Below are 25,758 nucleotides of genomic sequence, written 5' to 3'. Positions count from 1 at the left end.
CCTGTCTGGTTCGGTGGGTACTTCGGGCAGTCCCGGCCCGGCCGCCACGGTGCGGCACCGGGAGGCGGTCGGGACGACGGCACGATGCCTGACCGAGTGCCCGGCCATTCCGGCATCTGGGGGCATCTTGCCACCACCACCCGGGAGATGCGTGGAAATCTGCGGTGCTCCACCTGAGAACGGACGTCCCGTCTCACGATGCGGTCGGTTCGCCGGGACCCGCGAAAGTATCTTGACGTCGAGAAGTCGAGTACCCTGGACCGCGGTCAGCAACGCCCCTGTGTGCGACGGACCGGGCCCGACGGGCCGCACGGTCGCCGTCCGGCTCCCGGGGGCACCAGTCCCCGACAGTTGGAGCGATCTGCGCATGGGCAAGATCAAGGTCGTCAACCCGGTCGTCGAGCTCGACGGCGACGAGATGACGCGCATCATCTGGCAGTTCATCAAGGACCGCCTCATCCACCCGTACCTCGACGTGGACCTCAAGTACTACGACCTGTCGATCCAGAACCGCGACGCGACGGACGACCAGGTCACCGTCGACGCGGCGAACGCGATCAAGCAGTACAACGTGGGCGTCAAGTGCGCGACGATCACGCCCGACGAGGCGCGCGTCGAGGAGTTCGGCCTCAAGAAGATGTGGGTCTCGCCCAACGGCACGATCCGCAACATCCTCGGCGGCGTCGTCTTCCGCGAGCCGATCATCATCTCGAACATCCCGCGCCTCGTGCCCGGCTGGAACAAGCCGATCATCATCGGCCGTCACGCCCACGGCGACCAGTACAAGTCGACGAACTTCAAGGTCCCGGGCCCCGGCAAGATCACGATGACGTTCGAGCCGGCCGACGGCTCCGAGCCGCAGAAGTTCGAGGTCGTGACCATGCCCGAGGAGGGCGGCGTCGCGATGGGCATGTACAACTTCAACGAGTCGATCCGCGACTTCGCGCGCGCCTCGTTCGCATACGGCCTCCAGCGCGAGTACCCCGTGTACCTCTCGACGAAGAACACGATCCTCAAGGCCTACGACGGCGCCTTCAAGGACATCTTCCAGGAGGTGTTCGACGCCGAGTTCGCCGAGGCGTTCGCCGCGAAGGGCCTCACCTACGAGCACCGCCTCATCGACGACATGGTCGCCTCGGCCATGAAGTGGGAGGGCGGGTACGTCTGGGCCTGCAAGAACTACGACGGCGACGTCCAGTCCGACACCGTCGCGCAGGGCTTCGGCTCGCTCGGCCTCATGACGTCGGTCCTCATGACCCCGGACGGCCAGACCGTCGAGGCCGAGGCCGCGCACGGCACGGTGACGCGCCACTACCGCCAGCACCAGCAGGGCAAGCCGACGTCGACCAACCCGATCGCGTCGATCTTCGCCTGGACGCGTGGCCTCATGCACCGCGGCAAGCTGGACGGCACGCCCGAGGTCACCGAGTTCGCGCAGACGCTCGAGGACGTCGTCATCAAGACCGTCGAGGCCGGCCAGATGACGAAGGACCTCGCGCTCCTCGTCGGCCCGGACCAGGAGTGGCTGACGACCGAGGACTTCCTCGCCGCGCTCGACGAGAACCTCAAGGCGCGCCTGGGCTGATCGCCCCACCCGCACGCCCGACGGCGGCGCCCCGCTTCGCAGGGGCGTCGCCGTCGTCGTCTTCCGGTCGCCGTCGGGCTTCCGAGCGGTTCGCGTTGTGGGAGAGTGAGCGCATGACTTCCCCCGTGAACGTGACGGTGACCGGCGCGGCCGGTCAGATCGGCTACGCACTGCTCTTCCGTATCGCGTCGGGCCAGATGCTCGGCACCGACACCCCCGTGCGCCTGCGCCTCCTGGAGATCCCGCAGGGCGTCAAGGCCGCGGAGGGCACCGCGATGGAGCTCGACGACTGCGCCTTCCCGCTGCTCGCGGGCATCGACATCTTCGACGACCCGACCGCCGCGTTCGAGGGGACGAACGTCGCGCTGCTCGTGGGCGCACGCCCGCGCGGGCCGGGCATGGAGCGCGGCGACCTGCTGGAGGCCAACGGCGGGATCTTCAAGCCGCAGGGCCAGGCGATCAACGCGGGTGCGGCGGACGACGTCCGCGTCCTGGTAGTCGGCAACCCGGCGAACACGAACGCGCTCATCGCCGCGTCGAACGCTCCGGACGTGCCGAAGGACCGGTTCACCGCGATGACGCGGCTCGACCACAACCGCGCGCTCACGCAGGTCGCGAAGCGTGCGGGCGTCCCGGTGTCCGAGGTGCGCAAGGTGACCATCTGGGGCAACCACTCGGCGACGCAGTACCCCGACCTCTTCCACGCGGACGTCGCGGGCACGCCGGGCGCGCGGCTCGCCGAGGACCGCGAGTGGCTGGAGGGCACGTTCATCCCGACGGTCGCCAAGCGCGGCGCGGCGATCATCGACGCGCGCGGCGCGTCGTCCGCGGCGTCGGCGGCGAACGCAGCCATCGACCACGTGCACGACTGGGTCCTCGGCACGCCCGAGGGCGACTGGACGAGCGCGGGCGTCGTGTCGGACGGGTCGTACGGCGTCCCGACCGGCCTCATCTCGTCGTTCCCGGTGGTCTCGCGCGGCGGGTCCTGGGAGATCGTCCAGGGCCTGGAGCTCTCGGACTTCTCGCGCGGGCGCGTCGACGCGTCGGTCGCGGAGCTCCAGGAGGAGCGTCAGGCCGTCGAGGAGCTCGGCCTGGTCTGATCCTCACCGCCGCGGCCCGGGTCCCCGAGGGACCCGGGCCGCGCTGCGTCCCGGGGCGACTCCCGCGCCCGACCGGGCCGGGCAGGGGCTGCGGGGAACGAAAATCCTTGCGTCGGCGGGGGCGGGCCGCCGTAGGGTCGTGGGGCCATGATCGACGCCTCCCTGCCGACCGAGCAGCCCACGAACCCCCCGACCGCCCCCGAGACCACCACGCCGGCCGGTGCCTCACGCGCGCCCGTCGACCCGGCGCGCCGCCTGGACTGGCGACGGCTGCGCGGGCCGCTGGCCGTCGTCGCGCTCCTCGCGCTCACGCTCGGTGCGGTCGGTGCCGCGCTCGGGACCGTCATCGCGGGCTGGCTCGCCGACGACCCGACGACGGCGACCCTCCAGCTCCTCGCGGTGTGCGTCGTCGGCGCGGCGCTGCTCGACACCGCCGGACAGGTCGTGTGGGCAGGGGTCGTGGACCGGGCCGAGGGCCGACTGCGCGGCGACCTGCTCACGGCGGCCCTGCACCAGCCGCTCGCCACGCTCACGGAGCAGGCGGTCGGCGAGGTGCTCGACCGCGTCGACGACGACACGCACGCCGTCGGCACGCTCGTGCGCCGCCAGCTGTGGGGCGCGGGCCGCACGGTCGTGGGCGTGCTGCCGATGTGGGTCGTCGCGGGCCTGACCTGGTGGCCGGCCTGGATCCTGTTCCCGGTCCTCGGGGCCGTCGCGTGGTTCATCGTGCGCCCGATGCTGGGCGAGATCGCGCGTCGCAAGGTCATCGAGGAGATGGCGTGGACGGACCACGCCGCGGCGTTCGAGGAGTCCGTCGCGGCGCGGGACGACCTGCGCACGAGCCTCGGGCAGTCGTTCGCGATCCGCCGCCTCGCCGAGCGCTCCGCCCGGGTGCACCGGAAGTTCGAGGCCGTGCTCGTCGTCGAGGCGCGCATGCTCCGCCGCGCCGGTCTCGTGCTCGCCTCGCTGCTCGCGGGCGTGGCCGTGGCGGGCGCCGCGCTCGCCGCGGACGGCGACCTGGGCGTCGACCGGCTCGTCACCCTGTTCCTCGTCACCGCGCTCTTCGTCGGGCAGGTGGACAACCTGGTCCACCACCTCCCGGACATCCAGGAGGGCCTGGGCGCGCTCACGCGCATCCGGCAGATGCTCGCCGTCGAGCCCGAGCCGACGGGCGGGCGCACGCTGCCCGCCGGGCCGGTCGGGATCGAGGTGCGCGACCTGCACTTCTCCTACGCCGAGGGAACGTTCGCGCTCGACGGGGTAGACCTGCACGTGCCCGCGGGGGAGACGGTCGCGCTCGTCGGGCGCACCGGCTCGGGCAAGTCGACCCTGGCGTCGCTGCTGTCGCGCGCCGTCGAGCCGCCGCGCGGCGCCGTCCTCGTCGGCGGCGTCGACGTGCGCGACCTCGACCTCCAGGCGCTGCGCGCGGCGGTCGGCGTCGTCACGCAGCGCACCGAGATCCTCGCGGGCACGCTCGCGGAGAACGTCGCGCTGTTCGCGGACGTGCCGCGGTCCGACGTCGAGGCGGCCGTGCGTGAGCTACGGCTCGACGACTGGGTCGCGGGCCTGCCCGACGGCCTGGACACGCTGCTCGGGCCCGGCGGGACGTCGCTCTCGGCAGGGGAGGAGCAGCTCGTCGCGTTCGCCCGCCTGCTGGTGCGCGACGTCCAGGTCGTCGTGCTCGACGAGGCGACGGCGCGCATGGACCCGCTCACGGAGGCGCGCGTCGTCGCCGCGTCGGAGCGCCTGCTCGCGGGGCGCACGGGCGTGCTCGTCGCGCACCGGCTCACCACGATCGAGCGCGCCGGGCTGCTGGCGGTCCTCGACCACGGCCGCGTCGTGCAGCAGGGCGAGCGCGCCGCGCTCGCCCAGGCGCCCGGTCCCTACCGCGACCTGCTCGCGGCGAGCGTCGCGCAGGACGGCGGCCCGCGCGCCGACGACGTCGACGACCTCGCTCCCGGCGAGACGGCGCCCGCCCTCGTGCCCGGCCCGTCGGTCCGCGCGACGGAGGGGCACGACGAGGACGGGACCAGGGCGTCCGCGGCCGCCCCGGCCTCGGACGCGGTCGGTGGCCGCCGACGGCGCGGCGAGCCGCCGGTCCTCGACGACCCGGGCGACGGGCCGAGCCTCGCGCGCGGCGTCGCGCACGCCCTGTTCGTCCGTCCGGCGTGGGGCGTGGTCGGCGCGGTCCTGTTCCTCGTCACCAGCCTGGTGTCGGCCCAGGGCGCCGTCACCGGCTTCCTCTGGGGCCAGGCGGTCCAGGACCTCGACTCCGGCTTCCCGGCGCGGCAGCTCGTGCTGCTCGCCGTGCTCCTCGTGGTCGCGCCGCTCTGCCTCGCGTGGGCGCTGTACGTCTACCCGCGCTGGTGGGTCGAGGTGCTGCTGCGCGTACGCATGGCGGTCATGGCTGGCCAGACCCGCCAGCACCGGCTCACGGCCACGCCGCCCGGCGAGGTCGTCGCCCGTGCCATGGACGCCGACCGGTTCGTCCGGTACGCCGACCGCTGGGTCGACTTCGTCAACGGCCTCGTCATCGCGGGCGTCACCGCGCTGCTCAGCCGGTCGTGGCTCGCCGGCGCCGTGCTCCTCGCGGTCATGGTCGTGTCCGCGGCGGCGTCGGCTCTCGGACGGCCGATCGCGGGCCGGTCGGCGACGCGATCGTCGGCCGCGCGCGCCCGGTTCGGACGCGCGCTCGTCTCGGCGCTCGACTCCGCGCGGACGGTGAAGCTCGCCGCCCGCACGCCCCAGGTGCACGCGCACCTGCGCGAGGTGGACGACGGGCGCGTGCGCGCCGCCGTGTTCGAGCACCGCGTGCAGGCCGCGCTCGACGGCGTCCCGCTCGTCATGATCCAGCTCGGCGTCGTCGCGGCCTGGGCCGGGCTGCTCACCGGGACGTGGGACCTCGCGACGGCGCTCCTCGTCGCGAACGCCGTCACCGGCTTCGGCTGGTTCGGCGTCGTCGCGGGCGCCGTCGTGACCGAGGCGCCCGGCACCCGCTCGTGGCAGCGCGCGACGAGCCGGTTCGCCGCCGGGACGGACCTCATGGACCTGCCCCCCGGCGTCGACCTGCTCACGGGCGCCGCCCCCACGCCCGACCCGGGGCCCCGACGGCCGCTCGAGCGGATCGACCTGGACGGCGTGACCGCGCTGCACGACGACGGCACGATCGGCGTCCAGGACGTCGACCTGTCCGTCGCGCGCGGCGAGCTCGTCCTGCTGCTCGGGCAGGTCGGCGCGGGCAAGTCGAGCCTGCTCTCGGCGCTCGCGGGCCTCATGGAGCACACGGGCCGCATCCGCTGGAACGGCGCGGACGTCGTCGACGCCCAGACGTTCCTGCGGCCGGGCCAGGTCGCGCACGTCGCGCAGGTGCCGCGCGTGCTCTCCGGGACGTTCGCCGACAACGTGCGGCTCGGCCACGAGCGCGACGTCCACGGGCCCGTCGCGGCCGCGCGCCTCGAGCGGGACGTCGTCGAGGCCGGCGGGCACGAGGCGCTCGTCGGGCACCGCGGCGTGCGCCTCTCGGGCGGCCAGGTCCAGCGGCTCGCCCTGGCGCGGGCGCTCGCGACCGACGCCGAGCTCCTGCTGGCCGACGACGTCTCCAGCGCGCTCGACGCGGCGACGGAGATCGAGCTGTGGGAGTCGCTGCGCGAACGGGGGACCACCGTCGTCGGCTCGACCTCCAAGCGGGCCGCGCTCGCGCGGGCGGACCGCGTCGTCGTGCTCGACGAGGGCCGGGTCGCCGCCGTCGGGCCGTGGGCCGAGCTCGCCTCGCGCTGGGGTCACCTGGCGGGCTGAGCGCCGCGCCCTCCCGGACCCGGGGCCGTCCTCGTCAGGTCTTCCTGACCGGGACGGTCCCGGGTTCGTCGTGTCCCGGGTGGGTGGGGAGCGGTGTGTCGGCGGGTTGCTTGCCGAACCTTGCTGCAACTTTCTGCAACCAGTACAGTTCGGCTCAGCCGTACGCTGAGAAAGCCGCGGTCGACGTCGCCCGCTGCTGGTCCCGTCGTCCGCGTCCTTGCCGGCACCTGCCTGCTCACGCCTGCGGTCCCGCACCAGCCACCGGACGAGGGAGTCCTCATGACCTCCACGCCGCGACGTCGCCGCGTTCCGCGCACACCGTCGCCCCACCCATCCGACCCGTCGGCCCGTCGCTCGCGCGGGTCCCGCACGACGGCGTCGGTCACCGCCGTCGCGCTCGCCACCTCCGGCCTGGCGGGCGTCACGCTCGCCGCGCTCGCTGCCCCCGCGGCGGGGGCGGACGAGCGCACGGTCGCCCTCGTGGGCGACCTCCAGTCCGAGCTCGGTTGCGCGGCCGACTGGGACCCCGCGTGCGACGCGACCGAGCTCGCACCCACCGACGCCGCGGGCGTGTGGTCCGCCGACTTCGACGTGCCCGCCGGGACGTACCAGTACAAGGTGGCGTTCGACGACGCCTGGGACGAGGCGTACGGGCGCGACGGCGGCCAGGAGAACGCGCCCCTCGTGCTCGGCGGCGACGCGACGGTCCGCGTCACGTTCGACGAGTCGACGCACCGCATCGCCCTCACGCCGCTCGGGCTCGCCGGCGGGTACGACGCGGCGCAGGACGCCGACCTCGTGGTGCCCCCCGTGCGTCAGCCCGGGTCGGACGAGCGCTTCTACTTCGTCATGACCGACCGGTTCGCGAACGGCGACCCGTCGAACGACACGGCGGGGCTCGGCGACGACCCGCTCGTCTCCGGGTTCGACCCGACGGACAAGGGCTTCTACCAGGGCGGCGACATCGCGGGCCTGCGGCAGAACCTCGACTACGTCGAGGGCCTCGGCACGACGGCGATCTGGCTCACGCCGTCGTTCAAGAACCGGCCGGTCCAGGGCACGGGCGCCGACGCCTCGGCGGGCTACCACGGATACTGGATCACGGACTTCACGCAGATCGACCCGCACCTCGGCACCAACGCCGAGCTCGAGGCGCTCATCGACGAGGCGCACGACCGCGGGATCAAGGTCTACTTCGACATCATCACGAACCACACGGCCGACGTGATCGACTACGAGGAGAAGCAGTACTCGTACGTCGACCAGGCCACGTCGCCGTACCGCGACGCCGAGGGCACCGTGTTCGACCCGGCGGACCACGCGGGCACCGGCGACTTCCCGGCGCTGGACGCCGCGACGTCGTTCCCCTACACGCCGGTCGTCCCCGCGGGCAAGGAGAACCTCAAGGTTCCCGCCTGGCTCAACGACCCGACGCTCTACCACAACCGCGGCAACTCGACGTGGACCGGGGAGTCCGTGACGTACGGGGACTTCGACGGCCTCGACGACCTCATGACGGAGCACCCGACGGTCGTCGACGGGTTCGTCGACGTCTACCAGGACTGGATCGACCTCGGCATCGACGGCTTCCGCATCGACACCGTCAAGCACGTGAACTTCGAGTTCTGGGAGACGTGGACCACCGAGGTCCTCGACTACGCGCACGCGCAGGGCAAGGACGACTTCTTCATGTTCGGCGAGGTGTACGACGCCGACGCGGCGAAGCTCTCGCCCTACGTGCGCAAGACCGACATGAGCTCGACGCTCGACTTCACGTTCCAGTCCGCCGCGACGAGCTTCGCGAGCGGCAACAGCGCCAAGGGCCTCGCGTCGCTTTTCGCGAGCGACGACATGTACACGACGCCCACGACGAACGCGCAGGCGCTGCCGACGTTCCTCGGCAACCACGACATGGGCCGCGTCGGGTACATGCTCGCGAGCACCGACGACCCGCTCGCGCGCGACGAGCTCGCGCACGACCTCATGTACCTGACCCGCGGGCAGCCGGTCGTGTACTACGGCGACGAGCAGGGCTTCGCCGGGAAGGGCGGCGACAAGGACGCGCGCCAGACCCTGTTCGCGACCCAGGTCGACGAGTACGCCGACCAGCCGCTCGTGACGGGGGAGCAGGCGGGCAGCGTCGACCGCTTCGGCACCGACGCTCCGCTCTACGCGCACATCGCCGAGCTCGCCGCGCTGCGCGAGGCGCACCCGGCGCTGGCCGACGGCGCCCAGGTGGAGCGCTACGTCGAGAACGGCGCAGGCGTGTACGCCTTCAGCCGCGTCGACCGCACGGAGAAGGTCGAGCACCTCGTCGCGCTGAACAACGCGACGGAGGACCGGACGGCGACGTTCACGACCCTCACGCCCGGCGCCTCGTACGAGGTGCTCTACGGCGAGCCGGCCGCGCCCGTCACCGCCGACGCCGACGGCGTCGTCACGTTGACCGTCCCCGCGACGGGCACCGTCGTGCTGCGGGCCGACCGCCAGGTCGGCGCGGACTCGTCGGGCGAGATCGCCCTCGCGGCGCCGCGCGCCGGGGGAGCGGTCACGGGCGTCGCGCCCGTGACGGCCACGGTCGACGCGGACGCGTGGGCGGAGACGTCCTTCGCATGGCGCGAGGTCGGGAGCACCGAGTGGCACCCGCTCGGTACCGCCGAGGACACGGCGCCGCGCGTCTTCCACGACGTCGCGGGCCTGGCCGAGGGCACGCTCGTCGAGTACCGCGCCGTGACGACCGACGCCGACGGCGACCGTGCCGCCGCGTCCACGTTCGCGAGCGTCGGGGTCGACGTGAGCGGGGTCGTGGGCGAGGAGCCCGAGCCCGAGATCGACCTCGTGACCGTGCCCGGGAGCCACAACGCGGCCATGGGCTGCGCGGGCGACTGGGCCCCGGGCTGTGAGGCCGCGAAGCTCACGAAGCGCGCGGACGGCGTCTACGCGGGGACGTTCGACGTCCCGGCCGGGACGTACGAGTACAAGGTCGCGATCAACGGGTCGTGGACCGTGAACTACGGCGTCGGTGGTGTACAGGACGGCGGCAACGCGACGTACACAACCTCCGGCGGGCCCGTGACGTTCTACTGGGACCCGGTGAGCAAGGACTTCTCGAGCACCGCGCAGGGCCCGATCGTCACCCTGCCGGGCTCGTTCCAGGACCAGGTCGGCTGCCCCGCCTCGTGGGCGCCCGACTGCCTCGCGTCCTGGCTCAAGGACCCCGACGGCGACGGCACCTACACCTGGTCGACCGACCGCCTCGCGGCCGGCGCGTACGAGGGCAAGGTCGCGCACGGCCTGAGCTGGGCCGAGAACTACGGCGTGGGCGGCGCGCCCGACGGGGCGAACTACCAGTTCTCCGTGGGCGACGGCGAGAACGTCACGTTCTCCTACGACCTCGCGACGCACGTCCTGACCATCGAGGTGGCGAACCCGCCGCTCCCCGGCACCGGCCAGCAGGCCGCGCACTGGGTCCGCGAGGACCTGGTCGCCTGGCCGGGCGACCTCGGCACGGGCGACGAGTGGACCCTGTGGGCTGCGCCGGACGGCGGGATCTCCGTCGCCCCGGGCAGCGCGGAGGGTGAGGTGCAGGCTCCGGAGGGCACGGCGTCGTACACGCTCGAGGTGGACCCGACGGGCCTGCCCGACGACGTCGCCGCGGAGCTCCCGGCGCTCGCCGGGCACACCGCGCTGCGCGTGCTCGACGACGGCGAGCCGCTCGACCGTGCCGCGGCCGAGGCCGCGCTCACCGGCCAGCTCCTCGTGACCCGGGCCGACGACGGCGTCCTCACGGCCGCGACCGGCGTGCAGGTGCCGGGCGTCGTCGACGACCTGTTCGCGCAGGACGCGGCCGAGCGCGAGCTCGGCGTCTCGTGGCACGCCAACGGCAAGTGGGCGTCGTTCGCGCTGTGGGCGCCGACGGCGAAGGCCGTCTCGGTGCTCGCCTGGCCGGCGGGGGCGTCGCTCGACGACGACCCGCGCCGGTTCGAGGCCGCGCGCCAGTCCGACGGCACGTGGACGCTCGACGGCAAGGCGGCCGACAAGAAGCTCGGCGGCGCGGACGTCGGGTGGAAGGGCGCGCGCTACCTCTACGAGGTGCGCGTCTACGTCCCGAGCACCGGAAAGGTCGAGACGAACGTCGTCACCGACCCCTACTCGGTGGGACTCACGCTCGACTCCACGCACTCGGTGGCCGTCGACCTCGACGACCCCGCGTTCCGCCCGAGCGTCTGGGAGGGCACTCCGGCGCCGGTCGTCGAGCGGGCGGTGGACCAGACGATCTACGAGCTCCACGTGCGCGACTTCTCGATCTCCGACGAGACGGTCCCGGCGGAGCGGCGCGGCACCTACCTCGCCTTCGCCGAGGAGGACTCGGCCGGGATGACGCACCTGCGCGAGCTCGCGGACGCGGGCCTCACCACGGTGCACCTGCTCCCGACGTTCGACATCGCGTCGATCCCGGAGGACCGTGCCGCTCAGAAGACGACGGCGGACCTCTCGGGGTTCGCTCCCGACTCGACCGAGCAGCAGGCCGCGGTCGCAGCGGTGCAGGCGCAGGACGGCTTCAACTGGGGCTACGACCCGTGGCACTTCAGCACCCCGGAGGGGTCGTACGCCCTCGACGCGGACGGTGGCGCGCGCGTGGCCGAGTTCCGCACCATGGTCGGGTCGCTCCACGGCGCCGGGCTCCAGGTCGTGCTCGACCAGGTGTTCAACCACACCGCGGCGAGCGGGCAGGACGCGAAGTCGGTCCTCGACAAGGTCGTGCCGGGCTACTACCACCGGCAGAACCCGACCACGGGCTCCGTCGAGACGAGCACGTGCTGCCAGAACGTCGCGACCGAGCACGCGATGGCGGGCAAGCTCATGGTCGACTCGGTCGTGACGTGGGCGAAGGACTACCGCGTCGACGGGTTCCGGTTCGACCTCATGGGTCACCACTCGAAGCAGAACATGCTCGACGTCCGGGCCGCGCTCGACGAGCTCACGCTCGCCGAGGACGGCGTCGACGGGAAGTCCGTCTACCTGTACGGCGAAGGCTGGGACTTCGGCGAGGTCGCGGGCAACGCGCTGTTCGAGCAGGCCACGCAGGGCCAGCTCGGCGGCACGGGCATCGGGACCTTCTCGGACCGGCTGCGCGACGCCGTGCACGGCGGCTCGCCCGTCGACGGCGCGTCCACGTTCACGCAGGGCTTCGGCACCGGCCTGGCCACCGACCCGAACGGGCAGCCCGCCCGGGCGGGGGAGCCGGGCACCGTCAACGACGGCTCCGCGGACGAGCTCGCCGACCTCGGTCACCAGACGGACCTCGTGCGACTCGGCCTCGCGGGCAACCTGCGCGATTACACGCTCGTCACGTCGACGGGCGAGGAGAAGCGCGGCGACGAGATCGACTATCGCGGTGCGCCGGCGGGGTACGCCGACTCGCCCGAGGAGGTCGTGACCTACGTCGACGCGCACGACAACGAGACGCTGTTCGACCTGCTCACGCTCAAGCTCCCGGCCGACACGCCGATGGACGAGCGCGTGCGCATGAACACGGTCTCGCTCGCGACCGCGGCGCTCTCCCAGACGCCGTCGTTCTGGCACGCGGGCACGGACCTGTTGCGGTCGAAGTCGCTCGACCGCAACAGCTACGACTCGGGCGACTGGTTCAACGCGATCGACTGGACCGGTCAGGACAACGGGTTCGGCAAGGGCCTGCCGATGGCGGCGGACAACGAGGACAAGTGGCCGCTCATGGCCCCGCTCCTCGCGGACCCGGCGCTCAAGCCGTCGCCCGACGACATCGCCATCGCGTCGGCGCAGGCGCAGGACCTCCTGCGGCTGCGGCACTCGACCGAGCTCTTCCGGCTCGGCGACGCGGACCTCATCCGGGAGAAGGTCACCTTCCCGGGCGCCGGGACGGACCAGGTCCCGGGGGTCGTCGCGATGTCGGTGGACGACACGGTGGGCACGGACGTCGACCCCGCGCTCGACGGCCTGCTCGCGGTGTTCAACGCCTCGCCGGACGAGGTCACCGTCCCGCTGTCCGCGCTCGCGGGCCGCGAGTACGTGCTCTCGCCGGTCCAGGCCGAGGGGAGCGACGCCGTCGTGCAGGGCACCACGTGGGACGCGGCCTCCGGGACCGTCACGGTCCCGGCGCGCACCGTCGCGGTGCTCGTCGAGCCGCAGGCGGGCGGCGAGCTGCCCGTCACGGTCGAGGTCCAGCCCCGCTGCCTCGCGGGCAAGGCCTACGTCGCCGTCCGCGCGACGAACGACGGCGCCGTCCCGGTCGACCTGACGCTCTCCACGCCGTTCGGCGAGAAGGCGTTCTCGAAGGTCGCGGCCGGGAAGAACGCCTACCAGTCGTTCGCGACGCGCCAGAAGGCGCTCGCGGCCGGCGAGGCCACGGTGACCGCGACCGCGGTGGTCGACGGCGAGGAGGTCACCTCGACCGTCACCGTCGCCCACGAGGAGCTCACCTGTTCCTGACCCGACCGTCGAGGTAGAACCCTGGTCCGCCGAGGTAGAGCCCTGGTCTTCACCAGGGCTCTACCTCGGCAGACCCCGGCTCTACCTCGGCAGGACCTGGTTCTGCCTCGGCAGGCGAGGTGCTACGGTCGCTGGCCGTGACCACCTCGTCCTCGCCCGCCGTCGGCCCGACGGCGGGCCTCGCGTTCCGCACGGCGGTCGCCGCCGACCTGCCGCAGGTCGTCGCGCTCATCGCGGACGACGCCATCGCCCGGTCCCGGACGGGGGAGGTCGGGCCCGCGCACGAGGCGGCGTTCGCCGCTGTCGACGCCGACCCGAACAACGCGCTCGTCGTCGTCGAGCTCGACGGCGAGGTCGTCGGCACGATGCAGCTCACCGTGATCCCGGGGATCTCCCGGAACGGCGCGTCGCGGCTCCTCGTCGAGGCGGTGCGCGTGGACCGCCGGCTCCGTGGGCAGGGCGTCGGCCGCGCCATGATGGCGTGGGCGCACGCCTGGGGTGTCGTGCGAGGCTGCACGCTCGCCCAGCTCACGTCCGACAAGCAGAGGACCGACGCCCACAGGTTCTACCGGTCGCTCGGCTACGAGCAGTCGCACGAGGGCTTCAAGCGCCCGCTCCCGCCCCGCTAGTCCCGGGTTCGTCCGGCACCCCGGGGGCCGGCGACCCCATGCTCGACCGGGGTGCCTACGGCAAACCCTTGGAGCGCTCTCACGTCTTCAGATCCTGATCGATTGGGAGCGTTCTCGCGTGTTGACGCTCACATCGCCGGTCCAATGTCTGCGCTGTCATGGGACCAAGGTCGCTGTTTGGTCACGGTTCTGCCGATCCTTGCGTTCAGGAGTTGACGCCAAGAACGCGACCGGCATAACGTCAGGCCCGCTCGGACGGCGCTGAGGGTGTCCGGGTCCGCGGCGCGTCGGTGCGCTGCGAGCTGTCCTCGGCAGGAGGAGGTCCGATGGCGGACGAGCGCGTGATCCTCGAGATGCGAGGTATCACCAAGGAGTTCCCGGGCGTGCGCGCCCTCGACGACGTGAACCTGCGGGTGCGTGCGGGAGAGATCCACGCGATCTGCGGGGAGAACGGCGCCGGCAAGTCGACGCTCATGAAGGTGCTCTCGGGCGTGTACCCGCACGGGACGTACTCGGGAGACATCTACTACGACGGCGCGGAGGTCCAGTTCAAGGACATCCGGTCGAGCGAGCACGCGGGGATCGTCATCATCCACCAGGAGCTCGCCCTCATCCCCGAGCTCTCGATCACCGAGAACATCTTCCTCGGCAACGAGGTCAAGGGTGCGTTCGGCATCGACTGGGACGCGGCCCGCCGTCGGGCCGAGGAGCTCATGGCGCGTGTCGGACTTCAGGAATCACCCGACGCGCAGATCAAGAGCATCGGCGTCGGCAAGCAGCAGCTCGTCGAGATCGCCCGCGCGCTCGCCAAGGACGTCCGCCTGCTCATCCTCGACGAGCCGACGTCCGCGCTCAACGAGGAGGACTCGGAGCACCTGCTCGACCTGCTGCGCGGCCTGCGGTCCAAGGGCCTGACGAGCATCATGATCTCCCACAAGCTCAACGAGATCGAGGAGATCGCCGACTCGATCACGATCATCCGCGACGGCCGCTCGATCGAGACGCTCGACGTCCAGGGCGACGCCGTCGACGAGGACCGCATCATCCGCGGCATGGTCGGCCGCTCGCTCGAGTCGCGGTTCCCGGCCCACACGCCGTCCATCGGCGAGACGTTCTTCGAGGTCGAGGGCTGGACCGTGGAGCACCCCGAGGTGCCGGGCCGGTACGTGTGCAAGGGCTCGACGTTCCACGTCCGCCGCGGCGAGATCGTCGGCTTCGCCGGGATCATGGGCGCAGGGCGCACCGAGCTCGCGCGGTCGATCTTCGGCCGCTCGTACGGACGCTACAAGTCCGGCGTCGTGCGCATCGACGGCCGCGAGGTGTCCATGCCGACCGTGCTCTCGGCGATCGAGAACCGGATCGCGTACGTCCCCGAGGACCGCAAGTCGCTCGGCCTGAACCTGCTCGACACCATCCTCGGCACGATCCAGGCGGCCAACCTGCCGCGCATCGCGAAGGCGGGCGTCATCGACCAGGACGCGGCGTTCGTCGCGGCGGAGTCCTACCGCAAGGCGTTCTCGATCAAGGCCCCGAGCGTGCACGAGGGCGTCGCGAAGCTCTCGGGCGGCAACCAGCAGAAGGTCCTGCTCGCCAAGTGGATGTACACCGAGCCGGAGCTTCTCATCCTTGACGAGCCGACACGCGGCATCGACGTGGGCGCCAAGTACGAGATCTACGGCCTCGTCCAGAAGCTCGCGGACGCGGGCCGCGGCGTCGTGGTCATCTCGTCCGAGCTGCCCGAGCTCCTCGGTCTGTGCGACCGCATCTACACCGTCTTCGAGGGGCGGATCACGGGCGAGGTCCCCGGGTCGGAGGCGACCCAGGAGGGGCTCATGCGCCTCATGACCGGAACGCCCGGCGACGCACCCTCCGACGCCGCCGCCTGAGCGCGTCCCCCACCCCAGCCACCGCATCTCGACCGAGAAGGAACCACCGACGATGTCGTCCATCAAGCAGCTGCTGAGCGGGGGAGCGCGCCAGTTCGGCATGCTCTTCGCGCTCCTCGCCCTGGTCATCTTCTTCCAGATCGCCACGGGCGGACGGGTCCTCACGCCGAGCAACGCGCAGAACCTGCTCAACGGCAACTCCTACATCCTCATCCTCGCCATCGGCATGGTGCTCGTCATCATCGCGGGCCACATCGACCTGTCCGTGGGCTCCGTGGCCGCCGTGACCGGCATTATCGTGGCCCTCGCGATCCGCGACTGGGGCATCCCGTGGTGGCTCGGGATCCTGCTCGGGCTGAGCGTCGGCGCGATCATCGGCGCGTGGCAGGGTTTCTGGGTCGCGTACGTCGGCATCCCCGGCTTCATCACGACGCTCGCCGGCATGATGCTGTTCCGCGGCCTCAACCAGTTCATCGGTGACTCGAACACGGTCCCTGTTCCGCAGGAGCTCCAGACGCTCGGCGGTGGCTACCTGCCCGAGTGGGGTCCGAACACGGGCCTCAACAACTCGACGCTGCTGCTCGGGATCGTCGCGATCGCGTTCGTCGTGTGGTCCGAGTTCCGCCGCCGCGCGAGCGCCCGCAAGCTCGGCGCCGAGCCGGTCCCGACCTCGGTCGCCGTGACGCGCGTCGTCCTCTTCAGCGCCGTGATCGCCTACCTCACGTACCTCTACGGGTCGGGCCGCGTCGGCACGTCGTTCCCGGTGCCCGCGCTCGTCCTGGTGCTCCTCGTCGTCGTCTACCAGTTCGTCGCGTCGCGGACCATCACCGGTCGCCACGTGTACGCAGTGGGCGGCAACCGGGCCGCGGCGGCGCTGTCCGGCGTGAACATCAAGCGCACCAACTTCTTCGTGATGATGAACATGTCGATCCTCGCGTCGCTCGCCGGGATGATCTTCATCGGCCGCTCGACCGCGTCCGGCCCCTTCGACGGCAACATGTGGGAGCTCGACGCGATCGCGGCCGTCTTCATCGGCGGGGCTGCCGTCTCCGGCGGTGTCGGCACGGTCGTCGGGTCCGTCATCGGTGGTCTGGTCATGGCCGTCCTCAACAACGGCCTCCAGCTCATGGGCGTCGGTTCCGACCTCACCCAGATCATCAAGGGCCTTGTGCTGCTCGCCGCCGTGGCGTTCGACGTCTACAACAAGGTGCAGGGCCGCCCGTCGATCATCGCCCTGATCTTCCCGTCACGGCGCGACAAGGGCACCGGGGCCGTCACGGGCGCCGACGACGCGCGGCCCGAGGTCCCCGTCGAGGCCGGGGCCACGGCCGCCAAGGGCTGACCCGAGCACCTCTCACGTCCCATCCACCGCACGACCCCCCTGACCGCATCCGACGACGGATGCCCGACAAGAAAGTGGTACCCATGAAGAAGCTCACCACGACGCTCCTGGCGCTCACCGCCGCGAGTGCGCTCGTGCTCAGCGGCTGCTCCTCCGACCGCGGGGGCGACGCCGGTGGCGACTCCACCGGTGGAGGCGAGTCCGCCGCGGCCGGCTTCGAGGAGGGCGCGACGATCGGCGTGGCGCTCCCGCAGAAGACGTCGGAGAACTGGGTGCTCGCCGAGCAGCTGTTCAACGACGGCCTGACCGAGGCCGGCTTCAAGCCGATCGTGCAGTTCGCCAACGGTGGCGTCTCGGAGCAGCAGAGCCAGATCGACGCCATGGTCGAGCAGGGCGCGAAGGTCATCATCGTCGGCGCCGTCGACGGCTCGCAGCTCGGCAGCCAGCTCAAGAACGCCAAGGACAACGGCGCGACCGTGATCGCCTACGACCGTCTCGTGAAGAACACGGACGCCGTCGACGAGTACATCGCGTTCGACAACTTCCAGGTCGGCGTCCTGCAGGGCGAGGCGCTGCTCCAGGGGCTCGCCGAGCGCAAGGGCGAGGGCCCCTACAACATCGAGCTCATCGCCGGCTCGTCCGACGACGCGAACTCGACGCCGTTCTTCGAGGGCGCCATGAGCGTGCTCGACCCGAAGATCGAGGACGGCACGCTCGTCATCCCGTCCGGCCAGACCTCGTTCGAGCAGGTGTCGACGCAGGGCTGGAAGGCCGAGAACGCGCAGAAGCGCATGGACACCGTCCTCTCGGGCAGCTACTCCGACAAGGAGCTCGACGGCGTCCTGTCGCCGAACGACACCCTCGCCCGCGCGGCGCTCACGTCGGCCAAGCAGGCTGGTAAGGAGACCCCGGTCATCACCGGCCAGGACTCCGAGGTCGAGTCGGTCAAGTCGATCGTCGCGGGCGAGCAGTACTCGACGATCTACAAGGACACCCGCAAGCTCGTCGAGGAGTCGATCAACGCGGTGAAGGCGCTCCAGGCGGGCGAGGAGCCGGAGATCAACGACACCGAGTCCTACGACAACGGCGTGATCACGGTGCCGGCCTTCCTGCTCGAGCCGATCATCGTCACGCAGGAGAACGCGGCCGAGGTCTACGCGGGTGACCCCACCCTCGAGGAGCTCACCAAGTGACCCGTTCGCTCTGAGCGACCGGGAGGCGGCGGCGTACCGGCACGCCGCCGCACGACGGCCCCCGTCACGTCCTCGGACGTGGCGGGGGCCGCCGTCGTGCAGGGGGAGTCGCCGGCGCCGGAGCCAGCCGGCGGGAGCCGCGGCTCAGCGGAAGACGACGGTGCGGTGCCCGTCCAGGAGCACGCGGTGCTCCGCGTGCCAGCGCACGGCGCGCGCGAGCGTCTGGCGCTCCACGTCCTCGCCGATCGCGACGAGGTCCTCGACGCGGCGCGAGTGGTCGACGCGCTCGACGTCCTGCTCGATGATCGGGCCCTCGTCGAGGTCGCCCGTCACGTAGTGCGACGTCGCGCCGATGAGCTTGACGCCGCGGTCGTGCGCCTGGGCGTACGGGCGGGCGCCCTTGAAGCTCGGCAGGAACGAATGGTGGATGTTGATGATGCGCCCGGGCATCTCGCGGCACAGCTCGTCCGAGAGGATCTGCATGTAGCGCGCGAGGACGACGAGCTCGACGTCGAGCTCGGCGACGAGCCCGCGCAGGCGCGCCTCGGCGTCGGCCTTGGTGTCGCGCGTGACGGGCACGTGGTGGAACGGCTTTCCGTAGAACGTCGCGATGTCCTCGAGGTCGCGGTGGTTGCCGACGACGCCGACGACCTCGATCGGCATGCCCTGGGAGCGCTCGCGGTACAGCAGGTCGACGAGGCAGTGCGGCGCCTTGGACACCATGAGCAGCGTGCGGACCCGGCGCCCGACGACGTCGAGCTGCCACGTCATGGCGAACCGGGCCGCGACCTCCTCGACCGCGCGCTCCAGCTCGGCGCGCTCCGCGGCCGCCGTGACCTGCACACGCATGAAGAACAGCCCCGAGAGCGGGTCGCCGAACTGCTGCGACTCCGTGATGTTGCCGCCGAGCCGCGCGAGGGCCCCGGCGACGGCGTGCACGATCCCCGGCCCGTCCGGGCACGAGAGCGTGAGGACCCAGTGCGTGGGGTCGCCTGTCGAGGGCTGCGCGGTGCGGAGCGCCGAGGTGTCGGGGACGTCGGCGCCACGGGGATCTGTCGTGGACACCCCTCAGAGGGTAGCCGCGTCCCGGCGGTGCCGAGGCCGCCGTCCGGCAGCCTGACATCACCCGGACACGCGCGGTCGCGCCGCGCGATGTCTGACACGATGTCTTCATGAACGACGCGCAGATCACGACCCGCCTCGTCGACGACGCCGAGGCCGGTGAGCTCCTGACCCTGCGGCGGGCGGCGTTCGTCACCGAGGCGCAGCTCTACCAGGACCCCAACATCCCTCCGCTGACCCAGACCCTCCACGAGCTGCGCGAGGACCTCGCGCGCGAGGACGTCGTGACGATCGGCGCGTGGCTCGGCCCGCGCCTGGTCGGCTCGGTGCGGGTCGAGATCGAGGACAGCAAGGCGACGCTCGGCCGGCTCGCGGTCGCGCCGGACATGCAGGGCCGCGGCATCGGGACGCAGATGCTCTTCGAGGTGCTGCCGTACCTGCCGGAGCAGACCACCGAGATCTGGGTGTTCACCGGCAAGGACTCCAAGCAGAACCTCGCGATGTACACCAAGCACGGCTACGAGGAGCAGTACGACAAGGCCGCCGGCGACCTCACCTACACCTACCTGCGCCGCATCCTCGGCGAGGCCGAGGCGCGCAACGAGACCGACGCCGTCGGGCAGGAGTAGCAGGGCGACGGGTCCCCGGGCGACGGCCCGGGACCCGCCGACGGGCCGTGCGCTAGGATCGACGCGTCGCGACTGGCGCCGCCCGGTGGATCTCCGCCCGGGCAGGGTGGATCACCACCGGGGAGCGACACGCTGTGCAGACGACGGGTCGTTCGCCTGGGCCCCGGGTCACCCCCTGGTGGGGCGTACCCGGCGAGCCGGGAACGTGACCACCGACGACACACTGCCAAGCACCCGCGGAGGAGACGCCATGAGCGCCCAGCCAGCCGACAACGTCCTCGACACCCCGCTCGCCGAGCTCGACCCCGAGATCGCGGCCGTCCTCGACGGGGAGCTCGCGCGCCAGCGCGACACCCTCGAGATGATCGCGTCCGAGAACTTCGTCCCGCGCGCCGTCCTGCAGGCGCAGGGCTCCGTGCTCACCAACAAGTACGCCGAGGGCTACCCGGGCCGCCGCTACTACGGCGGCTGCGAGCAGGTCGACGTCGCGGAGAACCTCGCGATCGCCCGCGCCAAGGACCTGTTCGGCGCCGAGCACGCCAACGTCCAGCCGCACTCGGGCGCCACGGCCAACGCCGCCGTGCTGCACGCGCTCATCAACAAGGGCGACAAGATCCTCGGCCTCGAGCTGGCGCACGGCGGCCACCTCACGCACGGCATGAAGATCAACTTCTCCGGCAAGCTGTACGACGTCGCCGCGTACGGCGTGGACCCGCAGTCGTACCGCATCGAGATGGACGAGGTGCGCAAGCAGGCCCTCGAGACGCGCCCCGACGTCATCATCGGCGGCTGGTCCGCCTACCCGCGCCACCTCGACTTCGCCGCGTTCCGCGAGATCGCGGACGAGGTCGGCGCGAAGCTCTGGGTGGACATGGCGCACTTCGCGGGCCTCGTGGCCGCGGGCCTGCACCCGTCCCCGGTGCCCTACGCGGACGTCGTGTCCTCCACGGTGCACAAGACGATCGGCGGCCCGCGCTCCGGCTTCATCCTGAGCAAGGAGGAGTACGCCAAGAAGATCGACTCCGCCGTGTTCCCCGGCCAGCAGGGCGGCCCGCTCATGCACGTCGTGGCTGCCAAGGCCGTGTCGTTCAAGATCGCGGGCTCGGACGACTTCCGCGACCGCCAGGAGCGCACGCTGCGCGGCGCCAGCATCATCGCCGACCGCCTCGCCCAGGCCGATGTGGCCGAGGCCGGCGTCTCCGTCCTCACGGGCGGCACCGACGTCCACCTCGTGCTCGTCGACCTGCGCCACTCCGCGCTCGACGGCCAGCAGGCCGAGGACCTCCTGCACGAGGTCGGCATCACCGTGAACCGCAACGCGGTGCCGTTCGACCCGCGCCCCCCGCGCGTCACGTCCGGCCTGCGCATCGGCACGCCCGCGCTCGCGACGCGGGGCTTCGGCGACGCAGAGTTCACCGAGGTCGCCGAGATCATCGCGACCGCGCTGCGCGAGGGCGCCGCGACCGACGCCGACGCGCTGCGCGCCCGCGTGCAGAAGCTCACGGCCGACTTCCCGCTGTACCCGGGCCTCCAGCAGTGACCGCCCGGATCCTCGACGGCAAGGCCACCGCCGCCGCCATCAAGGCCGAGCTCAAGGACCGCCTCGCGGTCCTCGCGGAGAAGGGCGTCGTGCCCGGGCTGGGCACGCTCCTCGTCGGCGACGACCCGGGCTCGCAGTGGTACGTCGCGGGCAAGCACCGCGACTGCGCCGAGGTCGGGCTGTCCTCGATCCGCGAGGACCTGCCCGGCGACGCGACGCAGGAGGAGATCGAGGCCGCCGTCCGCCGCCTGAACGAGGACCCGGCCTGCACGGGGTACATCGTGCAGCTCCCGCTCCCGAAGGGCATCGACACCAACCGCGTGCTCGAGCTCATCGACCCGGCCAAGGACGCCGACGGCCTGCACCCGACGAACCTCGGGCGCCTCGTGCTGCGCGTCAACGAGGAGGTCACCTCGCCGCTCCCGTGCACGCCGCGCGGGATCATCGAGCTCATCGAGCGGCACGGCATCTCCCTCGCGGGCAAGGAGGTCGTGGTCGTGGGCCGCGGCGTGACGGTCGGCCGCTCGATCGGCCTGCTGCTCACGCGCCGCGCGGTCAACGCGACCGTGACGCTCACGCACACCGGGACGACGGACCTCGCGGAGCTCGTGCGCCGCGCGGACGTCGTCGTCGCGGCCGCGGGCGTCCAGGGCATCATCACGCGCGACATGGTCAAGCCGGGCGCCGTCGTCATCGACGTCGGCGTCTCGCGCGAGGTCGACCCCGAGACCGGCAAGAGCCGCGTCGTGGGGGACGCCGCGCCCGACGTCGCCGAGGTCGCGGGCTGGATCTCGCCCAACCCCGGCGGGGTCGGGCCCATGACGCGCGCGATGCTCCTCGCGAACGTCGTCGACGCGGCGGAGCGCGCCTCCGCCTGACCTCGTCCCAGGGCGCGGCCGTGGATCACCACGGCCGCGCCCTGCGGCGTTCCCGGAGCGTTGCGCAGGCGCTAGTCTGCGCGGGTGACGAGGGCGCGCATCGCGACGACGGCGGCGTACGCCGTGCAGGGCTTCGGGTTCGCCGTGGTGCTCACCAGCATCCCCGGGTACAAGGACCGGCTCGGCATGGGCGACGACGTCGTCACCCTCGTCGTGCTGGGCGTGTGCGTCCTCGCGGGGCTCGGCAGCGCGCTCTCCGGCGTCGTGGCGGCTCTCCGCGGCGCGCGCGTCGTGGTCGTGGGCGGCCTGCTGCTCGCGGCGCTCGCGGTCGCGGGCATCGGGCTCGCGCCGTCGTGGCCGGTCTTCTTCGTGGCGATCGGGCTCTACGGGCTCGCGCTCGGCGCGGTCGACGCCGCGATGAACATGCTGGGGATCGACGTCGAGCGCGCGCACGGCCGCAGCCTGCTCGCGTCGTTCTACGCGGCCAACGCCGCCGGTGGCGTGCTGGGCGCGCTCGCCGTCTCGGGCAGCGCGCTCGTCGGGCTCGGCCAGCCGGTCGCGCTCCCGCTCGTGGCGCTGCTCGTGGCCGCGGGCGCCGTCGGGCTCTCACTGCGGCTGCCCGACGGCGGCACGACCGTCCCGGGTGTCGTGGCCCCGGGCGGGGCTCCGGGCACGGCGCGGCCGACCGAGGCGGACCCGGTGGGGGTGGGGCTGACGGGCGACGGTCGGGGGGCGGCGCCGCTCGGGACCGTGACCTGGGTCGCGGCGGGCACGATCGCGCTGCTCGGCGCGGGGATGCTCGCGTTCCCCGTCGCGGACTCCGCCGTGTCCAGCTGGAGCGCGACGTTCCTGCGCGACGTCCTCGCGGCGAGCGCCGCGGCCGCACCCCTGGGGTACGCGGCCTACCAGGCGGCCCTCATCGTGTCGCGGCTCGTCGGGGACGGACTCGTCGAGCGTCTCGGCCGGGTGCGGGTCGTGCGCTGGGGCGGCACGCTCGGCGCCCTCGGGTTCGTCGCGGTGGCCACGGCCCCCGCCTGGCCCGTCGCGGTGCTCGGGCTGGCGGCGACCGGGCTCGGGCTCGGCGTCGTCGCGCCGCTCGCGTTCTCCGCGATCGGGGACCGCGCCCGCGAGGCGGTGGCGGCAGGTACGGGCACGGGGTCGGCGGAGCCGCCGGGCGAGATCGTCGCGACCGTCACGGACCGCGCGGTCGCGCGCCTCAACGTCTTCACCTACGCGGGCGCCGTGCTCGGCGGCGTGCTCACGGGCGTGTTCGCGACCGCCCACCACCTCCGGGTCGGGTTCGTCGTCCTCGCCGTGCTCGCCGCCGTGTCGGCGGTGCTCGCCGGCGCGTTCCGCCCCGCTCGCGTCGCCCTCGTGAGCGTGAGCGAGGCCACGCCGCCCGTGTGACGCCGAGGACCCGTCCTGTCGGTGGCGTGTGATGGGATGGCCGGCGTGCCGCGACCGTCTGGCGGCCACGCGCGACCGTCATCGAGGGAGGACGAGCCCACTTGCTCACCATCGCCACCGCCAACGTCAACGGCATCCGCGCCGCGTATCGCCGCGGGATGGACGCCTGGATCGCGTCCCGCACGCCCGACGTCCTGCTGCTCCAGGAGGTCCGTGCCCCCGACGCGGTCGTGAACGACCTCCTCGACGGGTGGCACGTCGCGCACCAGGCGTGCGACCTCAAGGGCCGCGCCGGCGTCGCCGTCGCGTCCCGGCTGCCCGTCTCGGCCGTGCGCGTCGGGCTGGGCGCCGGCGAGCCGGAGCCGCCCGTCGACACGGGCCGCTGGGTGGAGGCGGACCTCGAGCTGCCCGACGGCGGCCGCGTCACCGTGGTCTCCGCGTACATCCACTCCGGCACCGTGAGCCAGCCGGAGACGATGGTCGCGAAGTACGCCTACCTCGAGAAGGTCACCGCGCGCCTGCGCGAGCTCGCGGCCACGGGGGAGAAGGTCGTGCTCGCGGGCGACCTCAACATCGCCCACCACAACGTCGACATCAAGAACTGGAAGGGCAACCTCAAGAGCGCCGGCTTCCTGCCCGAGGAGCGCGCGTACGTCGACGTCTGGCTCGACCAGGTCGGCCTCGTCGACCTCGGCCGCGTCCACGGCGGTGAGGGCCCCGGCCCGTTCACGTGGTGGTCGTGGCGCGGGCGCGCGTTCGACAACGACTCGGGCTGGCGCATCGACTACCAGCTCGCCACGCCGTCGCTCGCGGAGCGCGCCGTCAAGGTCGAGGTCGACCGCGCGCCGACGCACGACGAGCGCTGGAGCGACCACGCGCCGCTCGTCGTCACGTACGACGTCTGAGACGGTCCGCCCCCGCCGAGCACGACACGAGGGTCGCCATGTGCGGCACAGCGACCCTCGTGTCGTGTTCGGCGGCGTGTGAGGTCGTGCTCGGGTCAGGCGACGCGCGCTGCCGGTGCGGACGGGGTCGCGAGGAGGAAGCCGGGGGCGCCGAGGCCCTCGCGCTCGAACGCCGCGCGGACGGCGTCGGCGACGGCCTCCACCTGGTCGGCGCGGACGAGCGCGATCGCGGAGCCGCCGAACCCGCCGCCGGTCATCCGCGCGCCGAGGGCGCCGGCGACGCGCGCGGCGTCCACGGCGACGTCGAGCTCGACGCTCGACACCTCGTAGTCGTCGCGCAGCGACGCGTGCGAGGCGTTCATGAGCGGCCCGACCGCGTCGGGCCGGCCGGCGCGCAGGAGCGCGACGAGGTCGCGCACCCGACCGATCTCCGTGACGACGTGACGCACGCGTCGGCGCGCGACGTCGTCGGGCAGCTTCTCCAGCGCGACGGCGAGCGCTCCGGCAGGGTCGTCGCTCGCGGCGACGTCGTCCGCGAGCTCGCGCAGGGAGTCCAGCCCGAGCGTGCGGGCGGCGTCCTCGCACGTGGCGCGCCGTGCCGCGTACTGGCCGTCGACGAGCCGGTGCTCGGCGCGCGTGTCGACGACGAGCAGGGACAGTCCCGCGGCGTCGAGGTCGAACGGTACCTGCTCGGCGGACTCGACGGGGTCGAGACCGGGGCGGCAGTCGAGGAGCAGCGCGTGGCCGGCGTGCGCGCGCAGGGACGCGGACTGGTCCATCCCGCCCGTCGGGGCGCCCGCGATCTCGTTCTCGGCGCGGATGCTCGCGGCGGCCAGGGCGGCGCGGCCGGCGTCGGTCGCGGCCAGGCCCAGCCCGGCGACGTCGTCGAGCGCGACCGCGACCGCGCACTCGAGCGCGGCCGAGGAGGAGAGCCCGGCACCGAACGGGACGCTCGAGTCGACCGCCGCGTCGAAGCCCGTGACGGCGCCGGGGTCGGCGCCCTGCGCGGCGAGGTGCTCGCGCAGCGCCCACGCGACGCCGGCGACGTACGACCCCCACCCGGAGACCGTGCCCGGGGCGACGTCCTCCAGCGTCGTCGTCCACGTCTCGCCCGGTGCCTGGGCCGACGCGAGCCGCACGATGGAGTCCGCGCGCGGGCGCAGCGCGACGTACGTGCGGTGGGGGAGGGCGATCGGCAGGCACAGTCCCGCGTTGTAGTCGGTGTGCTCGCCGATGAGGTTGACGCGGCCGGGCGCCGCCCAGACGTGGACCTCGCCCTCGGGGACGTCGTCACCCTCGTCGCCGGACCCCTGACCGAACGCCGCGGCAAGGACCG

The 25,758-nt window shown here is 72.7% G+C and carries 14 protein-coding genes, 1 pseudogene and 1 riboswitch; of the genes and pseudogenes, 13 read left to right on the top strand and 2 right to left on the bottom strand.

From position 1 onward, the window contains the following. Positions 1-367 precede the first annotated feature (367 nt). From AC6CH9_RS07240 to AC6CH9_RS07205, 8 genes are all read left to right on the top strand, one after another. The gene (locus AC6CH9_RS07240) at positions 368-1,585 is read left to right on the top strand and encodes an NADP-dependent isocitrate dehydrogenase (RefSeq protein WP_047234064.1); all 1,218 of its coding nucleotides are present in this window, start codon (positions 368-370) and stop codon (positions 1,583-1,585) included. Between the two features lie 113 nt (positions 1,586-1,698). Continuing rightward, positions 1,699-2,685 (top strand): malate dehydrogenase, encoded by a 987-nt coding sequence (locus tag AC6CH9_RS07235; RefSeq protein WP_498154308.1) that lies wholly within the window; start codon positions 1,699-1,701, stop codon positions 2,683-2,685. 147 nt (positions 2,686-2,832) lie between these two features. Further along, positions 2,833-6,480: an ATP-binding cassette domain-containing protein gene (locus AC6CH9_RS07230; RefSeq protein ID WP_498154307.1), complete on the top strand. Its 3,648-nt coding sequence runs from the start codon at positions 2,833-2,835 to the stop codon at positions 6,478-6,480. A 279-nt stretch (positions 6,481-6,759) separates the two neighbouring features. Beyond that, the gene (gene pulA / locus AC6CH9_RS07225) at positions 6,760-12,951 is read left to right on the top strand and encodes a pullulanase-type alpha-1,6-glucosidase (protein ID WP_498154306.1); all 6,192 of its coding nucleotides are present in this window, start codon (positions 6,760-6,762) and stop codon (positions 12,949-12,951) included. Between the two features lie 137 nt (positions 12,952-13,088). Beyond that, positions 13,089-13,580 carry a GNAT family N-acetyltransferase gene (locus AC6CH9_RS07220; RefSeq protein ID WP_498154305.1) on the top strand — a complete coding sequence of 164 codons (492 nt, stop codon included), beginning with the start codon at positions 13,089-13,091 and terminating at the stop codon, positions 13,578-13,580. A gap of 326 nt (positions 13,581-13,906) precedes the next feature. Further along, positions 13,907-15,466, top strand: a complete 1,560-nt coding sequence (gene mmsA, locus AC6CH9_RS07215) for a multiple monosaccharide ABC transporter ATP-binding protein (protein ID WP_498154304.1) — start codon at positions 13,907-13,909, stop codon at positions 15,464-15,466. Between the two features lie 52 nt (positions 15,467-15,518). Beyond that, positions 15,519-16,808, top strand: coding sequence for a multiple monosaccharide ABC transporter permease (gene mmsB / locus AC6CH9_RS07210; protein ID WP_498154303.1), 1,290 nt, complete (start codon positions 15,519-15,521; stop codon positions 16,806-16,808). Positions 16,809-16,891: 83 nt separating this feature from the next. Next, complete coding sequence (locus tag AC6CH9_RS07205) at positions 16,892-18,001, top strand: substrate-binding domain-containing protein (RefSeq protein ID WP_498154302.1); 1,110 nt, start codon at positions 16,892-16,894, stop codon at positions 17,999-18,001. A gap of 144 nt (positions 18,002-18,145) precedes the next feature. Here the strand turns inward: AC6CH9_RS07205 and purU are convergent, their stop codons facing one another. Next, positions 18,146-19,066, bottom strand: a complete 921-nt coding sequence (purU, locus tag AC6CH9_RS07200; protein WP_378217629.1) for a formyltetrahydrofolate deformylase — start codon at positions 19,064-19,066, stop codon at positions 18,146-18,148. Positions 19,067-19,173: 107 nt separating this feature from the next. Here purU and AC6CH9_RS07195 point away from each other — a divergent pair, with 107 nt between their 5' ends. From AC6CH9_RS07195 to AC6CH9_RS07175, 5 genes are all read left to right on the top strand, one after another. Next, positions 19,174-19,692 carry a GNAT family N-acetyltransferase gene (locus tag AC6CH9_RS07195; protein ID WP_237842050.1) on the top strand — a complete coding sequence of 173 codons (519 nt, stop codon included), beginning with the start codon at positions 19,174-19,176 and terminating at the stop codon, positions 19,690-19,692. A 58-nt stretch (positions 19,693-19,750) separates the two neighbouring features. Next, a riboswitch (ZMP/ZTP riboswitch) is annotated at positions 19,751-19,861 on the top strand. 81 nt (positions 19,862-19,942) lie between these two features. Continuing rightward, positions 19,943-21,232, top strand: a complete 1,290-nt coding sequence (glyA, locus tag AC6CH9_RS07190) for a serine hydroxymethyltransferase (protein WP_378234458.1) — start codon at positions 19,943-19,945, stop codon at positions 21,230-21,232. Next, positions 21,229-22,110, top strand: coding sequence for a bifunctional methylenetetrahydrofolate dehydrogenase/methenyltetrahydrofolate cyclohydrolase (locus AC6CH9_RS07185; protein WP_498154301.1), 882 nt, complete (start codon positions 21,229-21,231; stop codon positions 22,108-22,110). Before glyA ends, AC6CH9_RS07185 begins: the two co-directional genes overlap by 4 nt. Before the next feature lie 84 nt (positions 22,111-22,194). After that, positions 22,195-23,517 (top strand): MFS transporter, encoded by a 1,323-nt coding sequence (locus tag AC6CH9_RS07180; protein ID WP_498154300.1) that lies wholly within the window; start codon positions 22,195-22,197, stop codon positions 23,515-23,517. 101 nt (positions 23,518-23,618) lie between these two features. Further along, positions 23,619-24,422, top strand: coding sequence for an exodeoxyribonuclease III (locus tag AC6CH9_RS07175; protein WP_498154299.1), 804 nt, complete (start codon positions 23,619-23,621; stop codon positions 24,420-24,422). 95 nt (positions 24,423-24,517) lie between these two features. Here the strand turns inward: AC6CH9_RS07175 and galK are convergent. Next, positions 24,518-25,684, bottom strand: a pseudogene (galK, locus tag AC6CH9_RS07170) (galactokinase); the annotation flags it as partial. Positions 25,685-25,758 lie beyond the last annotated feature (74 nt).

This window comes from Cellulosimicrobium sp. GQ32, assembly GCF_059758455.1.
Note: the sequence above shows the minus strand (reverse complement) of the source record. Positions and strands in the feature narration are given on the sequence as shown.